Genomic DNA, 5,996 nt, shown 5'->3' with positions numbered 1-5,996 from the left:
CTTGCAATCATTTAAAACTTTCTCAAATTAATAAAGATAATATATTATCAAATTCTTATAAAATTCAATATTAATAAGATATAATAATCATTATTATTTTAAACAAAAAAAGGATAAATATGCAAAATATTAAAAAGTTTTTTATGAACATAGAGAGAACCGATATTGATGAAACAATGCAAAATTTAGTAAGTGAAGACATTATAGATAGTATTGATATTATGGCTTTAGTAGCTGAAATTGAAAAACACTATGGAAAAAGTCTCAATGCTGAATTTATAAGTCCTGAAAATTTTGAAGATTTTCAAAGTATCAAAAATATGCTAGAAAAAGCATATAATTAACGCAATGTTAAAACATTGCGTTAATTACTTTTTAAAGACTGGATAATTTTATTTTTAGACACAATAATTTCTGCTATAAAATCAGCTATTTTATCCCAATCACTTTCTTTGGTTTGGGTTAAGGTTGGATTTTCTTCATACTCATCCCAACTAATCGGCTCAAATAAACTTTTTCTGTGTGGAAAATACTTAGCTCTAACCCACTCAAGTGAAGGAGCATAATAATCAACATAAGCTTTTGCTATTTCTTTTTGCACTCTAAATTTCAACCTATCCTCATTAGCACCTTCAAAAATTTTTCTAGCCGTATAAAGTAAAGAATTTATGTTTTGCCCATGCAAATCTTTTTTTATAAGTCTTCCTTGAAGCTCCATACCTAAAAGATTAAAACTTTCATTTTTATTTTGCTTTAATGAAAATTCATCATCCCATTCTAAACCTAAATGATATACAAAATCTTTAAGTAATGTTCCGCCAACATATTCTTCCTTCAAAAGTCTCACTATTAAACTTTTTTCACCAAATACTTCTATATGGCTCTCACAAATCCACTTATAATCAAATATATATTTTCTAGGATGCTCATCAGGCTTAAAATCAGCACTATAAAACCCCATATTATTTTTAATATCTTGAGAACAATGAGAATTTAAATATCCAAGAGTATCTCTAAAGTAAATAATTTCATAAATTTCATCAAATCCTAAAGCATTTAAAACATTTTTAAGAATTTCTATATGCCTTTTAGTAGAAAAATCCCAAACTATCCCTTCTGCAGAAAATATAAATTTCTTATCTTTATGTATTGTGGCTTCTATTTTGAAATTCTCAATAGCCTTAATCAAACGCACATCTTCTAAATCGTCCAATGGATTTTGACTTAATTTATCTTTTTTTATAAGCTCTAAAACTATATCGACTAAAACCCAATGTCTATTTGCCATTCTAAGAGATTTTGGATAGATATAACCTTGTTGCAAAAGTTTATTTTCATTTTGCATTAAAAAGCCTTGTCTTTCTTGGTTGCCACTATTGGTTGTTCCTATACTAATATACGCTGTCATTTTTTTCCTTTTTTAATTTATTATAACAAATAAAAAATGATAAAATATCTAAAAAATAAAAGAGAGTAATAATGAATTTAGAAATTACCAACCATTCTATTAAAGCTATTAGTATTGTTCTACCTAAAAATCCACTCCACAAAGAAGATAAATTAAAGCTTTGCAATATAAATGAAAGAAAGTATCAACTTTTGCAAGAAAACTCAGGAATTTTCAATCATTTTATAAGTGATGATTCAACATACGCAAGTGATTTAGCAACACAAGCACTAAAAGAACTTTTCTCAAAAAATATAATCAGAAAAGATGAAATTGATTTACTTGTTTTTACAAGCTTTACACCAGATTATTTAGCACCAGCTTGCACTAGTTTAATCCACAAAAATTTAAATTTAAGCAATCATACTTTATGTTTAGATGTGTTAGGTTTTTGTCCTGGATTTTTACAGAGTTTGCTTCAAGTGTTTTTAGCTTTAAATCAACAGAACATAAAAAAAGCTATTTTAATATGCGCCAGTGTAAAAAGTAAAGCGATTGACGCTCAAAAAGATAAAATTACCTTTTTAAATAATAGCGATAGTGCAAGTGCGATTTTAATAGAAAAAAATACCAATTCTAAAGAAAAAAGCTGTTTTTCTCAAAAAGTTTTTTCTACTCAATGTGTAGAAGAAACTTTACCCTATGGCGGATTTCAAATTAATAGTAATAAAAACATACAAGCCAATACCACTCTAGCTTTTTCTTTTATTATGCAAAACTATCCAACATTTTTTCAAGAATTTTTTGAACATTTCAATCTAGAAAAAACTAGTTTCGATGAATTTTTTATCCACTCTTCTGATAATTTTTCAAAACAAAAACTATATGAGAGACTAAATTTAAATTTTATCCAAGATAATATTCTTAAAAACTATGGAAACACTACTATAAATAAATTACCTCTAGAATTAGCTTCATATACTGGGGGGGGGGTAAACAAATTTTCCTTGGAAGCTTTGGAACAGGTATCACCCTTAATGCATGTAGCCTAAAAATAAATTTTGATAAACTTCAAAGTTTTATCAAAGTCGTGTAATTTTAAGCTCAAATCGATCTTTAAAATCTTTAAAAGTAAATATCTTATCTTTGCAAGGATAAGATATGCTATTTTCTCTCATATTAAATGTTTTATTTTTTAGTTTTTCAAGCAATATAGGTAATTCTTTTTTAAATAAAGCCCTATCTGTCATTCTCAAACCATGCTCTAAGCTCTTTATATATCTACCATCTACATCATTCTCATCTTTAACAATATGCAAAGTTGTATCAAATCCAAGTTGTTTGCAAAATTCATAAAAATTACTCTTATGTTCCACTGGAGCTCCCTCATCTTTTGCGCTATGATAACTGATAAATATTGTATTTTGATTTTTTTCATTTTGCAAACTTAGATGCTTTGAGTTTAAAAGAACCCTTATCATATAATTATCATCACTTAAAAAATACGGAGAGCTTTCATCTCTAGTCCAGTATTTTTTTACAAAACATAATAAAATATAATTATCACCTCTAATAGCAAATTCACCGCACTCACTTTCTCTACCTAACAAATGAGGCAAATGAGGCAATGTTACTCCTGAATTATCTATCACTCCATCTACATACCAAGGAGCTATTTTAGCACACATTAGCGCTAAATAACCTCCGTATGACCCCCCCCCGTAAATTTTAGGTAAAGATTTAAATTGAGGATAATTTTTCATTATATCTTTTAAAGCATTGATATGATCGATAGCTGCCATAATTCCATAATTTTGATATTCGTTATTTGGCAATACAAAATCACAAGAAAGATTTATCAAAAAATCTTTTTTCAGTCTTCCTTCATGTTTTATTTGTTTAGATCTTTCATCAAGTTTTCTTATACAATTTTTAAAATTGCTTTTTTCATGGTCATAAATTTCCATATCGCAAATTTTTGCTATTTCACAAAAACTTTCCCAATCTTTTTCATTTGGCATAAAAATCGGATTATATTTCTCATCTATAGAAGGCCTAGCACTAAAGCAATGATAAAAAACACTTACAACAATAATATTAAATTTTTTAGCAAGATATTCTCTATCAAAATCTAAAAAAGATATATTAGCATTTGCCCCAAATCCACCTATGATAAAAACAATAGCTTCCATTTGCTTACTATCATCATAAGTGATTCTATATTCTAATTTACTTTCTCTTTTTATATTTAATTCTACATCATCACAAGAGTCTATAAAATAAGTTTGATTTATGAGCATGTTAAGCCTTATATTTGCATTTTTTAAGTATTATTATAACTAAAAAATAAGGAGCTAGATGTGAATATTAACTTTGAAGATATTCAAAAAATGTTTAATGCAATCAACAGAAGTGATATCAATGAAAGCAGTCGTAATTTAGTGGATGATGATATTATTGATAGTATTGATATGATGAAATTAATACTTGAAATCGAAAAATTTATAGGAAAAAATTTAGATGCTAAATATATCACTCCGGATAATTTTGAGGATTTTTCTACGATTAAAAATATGCTTGAGGAAGTTATATAATCTCAAGCACAAATTTATTACCTTTATCTTTAAAAGTAAAAACCTTATCCTTGCAAGGATAACTTATACTATCTTCTCTTAGGGTAAAATTTTTATCCTTAAATTTTTCAAGCATTTTTGGTAATTCCCTACCAAATAAAGCTTTGACTGTTATTCCACCCCCATGATCTAAATTTTTAATAAATTTACCATCTATATCTTTTTCATCTATTAGATGAAAATCTACTTCATAATTTAAGGCTTTTAACAACTCTATCAAACAAATTTTATTTTTATAAGAAGTTAATAAATCATTAGAGCTATGATAGCTTATATAAACTATATTTTTATTTTTTTGCACTTGTAAAATTAAATGTTCTTTATTCAATAAAGTTCTAACAAGAAAATACTCATCTTTAAAACAATAAGGAGAATTTTTATCAGAATTCCAATATGTTTTTATAAAACATCCTATAAGAAAACTCTTATAGTTATAATATATATCGTGAAAATTTAAATCTTTTCCTATAATACAACCTAAAATTAATGTTGCTTCGCCTGAATTATCTATAACTCCATCAACATACCAAGGAGCTATTTTAGCACACATTAGCGCTAAATAACCTCCGTATGACCCCCCCCCCGTAAATTTTAGGTAAAGATTTAAATTGAGGATAATTTTTCATTATATCTTTTAAAGCATTGATATGATCGATAGCTGCCATAATTCCATAATTTTGATATTCGTTATTTGATGGTAGCAAAGTTGAAGTTAAATGAAACTCATAATCATCACCTATCATATTTTTTAATCTATAAAAATCAAGCATAGATTCTAAAGAAACAATTTGTTTTTGTATGTTTTCTTGATTAATTTCGCCAGAAAAAGCAATACCATGTTTATTTAATTGCTCCTTGAAATAAGCTACATCTCTTTCATCATACGAAAAAGTAGCACTGTATTTTTTATCCTTGCTATTTATTCTACAGCTAAAACAATGATATAAAACACTTACAGCCACTACATCAAATTTTTTAGCTATAAATTGCCTGTCAAAATCAATGATTGATAAATCAACATTAGAACCATACGCTCCTATGATAAAAACGATAGCTTTCATTTGCTTACTATCATCATAAGTAATTCTATATTCTAATTTACTTTCTCTTTTTATATTTAATTCTACATCATCACAAGAGTCTATGAAATAAGTTTCATTTTTAAGCATAATTTTCTCTAATCATTAAAATACTTTGTAAAATGCTCTTGATATCGCATTTCTAAATTATCATATATATCTTGAATTTTGTCAATAAATTTTTCATTTCTATATGCTTGCATAGTCATAGAATTAATCTCTTGAAAAGCAAAAAAATCAAATTTTTCTTCATGTGTTAATTCTTCAAGATAAATTACTTTTCCATAATGATCATAAGTATACTGCTTAAGAGTTTCTTCTACTACTTCAAGCACCTTAAACACAAATATCATTATAGGTTCCTTTCTTAATACCTGTGTGCTTTGCTCAAATTCCTTTAAAAACTCATCATTTTTTCTATGGGTTATAGTACAATAATGCTTTTGGGCATCTTTATAAAAAATATCAAATAACGCACAAGGTTTAACCCCTAAAAAATTTCCATCATAATCAACCTGAGGATAATAAGGATAAAGCTTGCATATCAAAGGTCTAAGACTATGAGGATTACAAAGTCCATTTAAATCACATTTTGCAAAATAAGCATTGATTTTTTTTCCATTTTTTAAAGTAAAGGTATTGACTTTTCCATTTTCTAAATATGTATTACCGGCTTGCTTTAGCGAAAGATATTCAACTTCAAGCATAGGTAATATCACCGCACTAGATTTATTAAATTTAAAATATTGTGCATGAATATTATGACAGCATCCGCCATTGCATGTTTTATAGCATTGTGGCGCAAAAATAAATTCTTTATCTTGTAATGAGTTAAAAAAATTTTTCATTTCTTTCCTTTCTTGCATCTTTTAGTTTAATTTTTGCACATCAAGTAAT

At 26.8% G+C, this 5,996-nt stretch carries 8 protein-coding genes; 3 read left to right on the top strand and 5 right to left on the bottom strand.

The genetic code is table 11. The features are described from left to right. The first annotated feature begins 119 nt into the window (after positions 1 to 119). On the top strand, positions 120 to 344 hold the full coding sequence (locus tag L8W40_RS07900) for an acyl carrier protein (protein ID WP_087698989.1): 225 nt from the start codon (positions 120 to 122) through the stop codon (positions 342 to 344). A gap of 20 nt (positions 345 to 364) precedes the next feature. On the opposite strand, the gene L8W40_RS07895 is transcribed toward L8W40_RS07900, so the two are convergent. After that, a complete protein-coding gene (locus tag L8W40_RS07895) occupies positions 365 to 1,408 on the bottom strand; it encodes an acyl carrier protein (protein ID WP_263665130.1) in 1,044 nt (347 codons plus the stop codon). A gap of 71 nt (positions 1,409 to 1,479) precedes the next feature. On the opposite strand from L8W40_RS07895, the gene L8W40_RS07890 reads away from it, so the two are divergent. Beyond that, positions 1,480 to 2,439, top strand: a complete 960-nt coding sequence (locus L8W40_RS07890; protein ID WP_263665129.1) for a 3-oxoacyl-ACP synthase — start codon at positions 1,480 to 1,482, stop codon at positions 2,437 to 2,439. A gap of 30 nt (positions 2,440 to 2,469) precedes the next feature. Here the strand turns inward: L8W40_RS07890 and L8W40_RS07885 are convergent, their stop codons facing one another. Next, entirely contained in the window at positions 2,470 to 3,687 is a 1,218-nt protein-coding gene (locus tag L8W40_RS07885; RefSeq protein WP_263665128.1) for a DUF2920 family protein, read from the bottom strand. Between the two features lie 60 nt (positions 3,688 to 3,747). Between L8W40_RS07885 and L8W40_RS07880 the strand changes: the two genes are divergently transcribed. Continuing rightward, positions 3,748 to 3,981, top strand: coding sequence for an acyl carrier protein (locus L8W40_RS07880; protein ID WP_412175464.1), 234 nt, complete (start codon positions 3,748 to 3,750; stop codon positions 3,979 to 3,981). Here L8W40_RS07880 and L8W40_RS08160 read toward each other — a convergent pair. Genes L8W40_RS08160 through L8W40_RS07870 form a run of 3 tightly spaced genes read right to left on the bottom strand, consistent with a single transcriptional unit; the run spans position 3,974 to position 5,947 of the window. Continuing rightward, the gene (locus L8W40_RS08160) at positions 3,974 to 4,570 is read right to left on the bottom strand and encodes a DUF2920 family protein (protein WP_412175463.1); all 597 of its coding nucleotides are present in this window, start codon (positions 4,568 to 4,570) and stop codon (positions 3,974 to 3,976) included. The two genes, L8W40_RS07880 and L8W40_RS08160, sit on opposite strands and share 8 nt — an antisense overlap. Then, on the bottom strand, positions 4,560 to 5,189 hold the full coding sequence (locus tag L8W40_RS08155) for a DUF2920 family protein (RefSeq protein WP_412175462.1): 630 nt from the start codon (positions 5,187 to 5,189) through the stop codon (positions 4,560 to 4,562). Before L8W40_RS08155 ends, L8W40_RS08160 begins: the two co-directional genes overlap by 11 nt. Before the next feature lie 8 nt (positions 5,190 to 5,197). Next, a complete protein-coding gene (locus L8W40_RS07870) occupies positions 5,198 to 5,947 on the bottom strand; it encodes a hypothetical protein (RefSeq protein ID WP_133319961.1) in 750 nt (249 codons plus the stop codon). Between the last annotated feature and the right edge of the window lie 49 nt (positions 5,948 to 5,996).

Source organism: Campylobacter sp. IFREMER_LSEM_CL1846 (assembly GCF_025772105.1).
GTDB lineage: Bacteria > Campylobacterota > Campylobacteria > Campylobacterales > Campylobacteraceae > Campylobacter_D > Campylobacter_D lari_D.
This window is presented reverse-complemented; position numbering and strand designations above follow the sequence as displayed.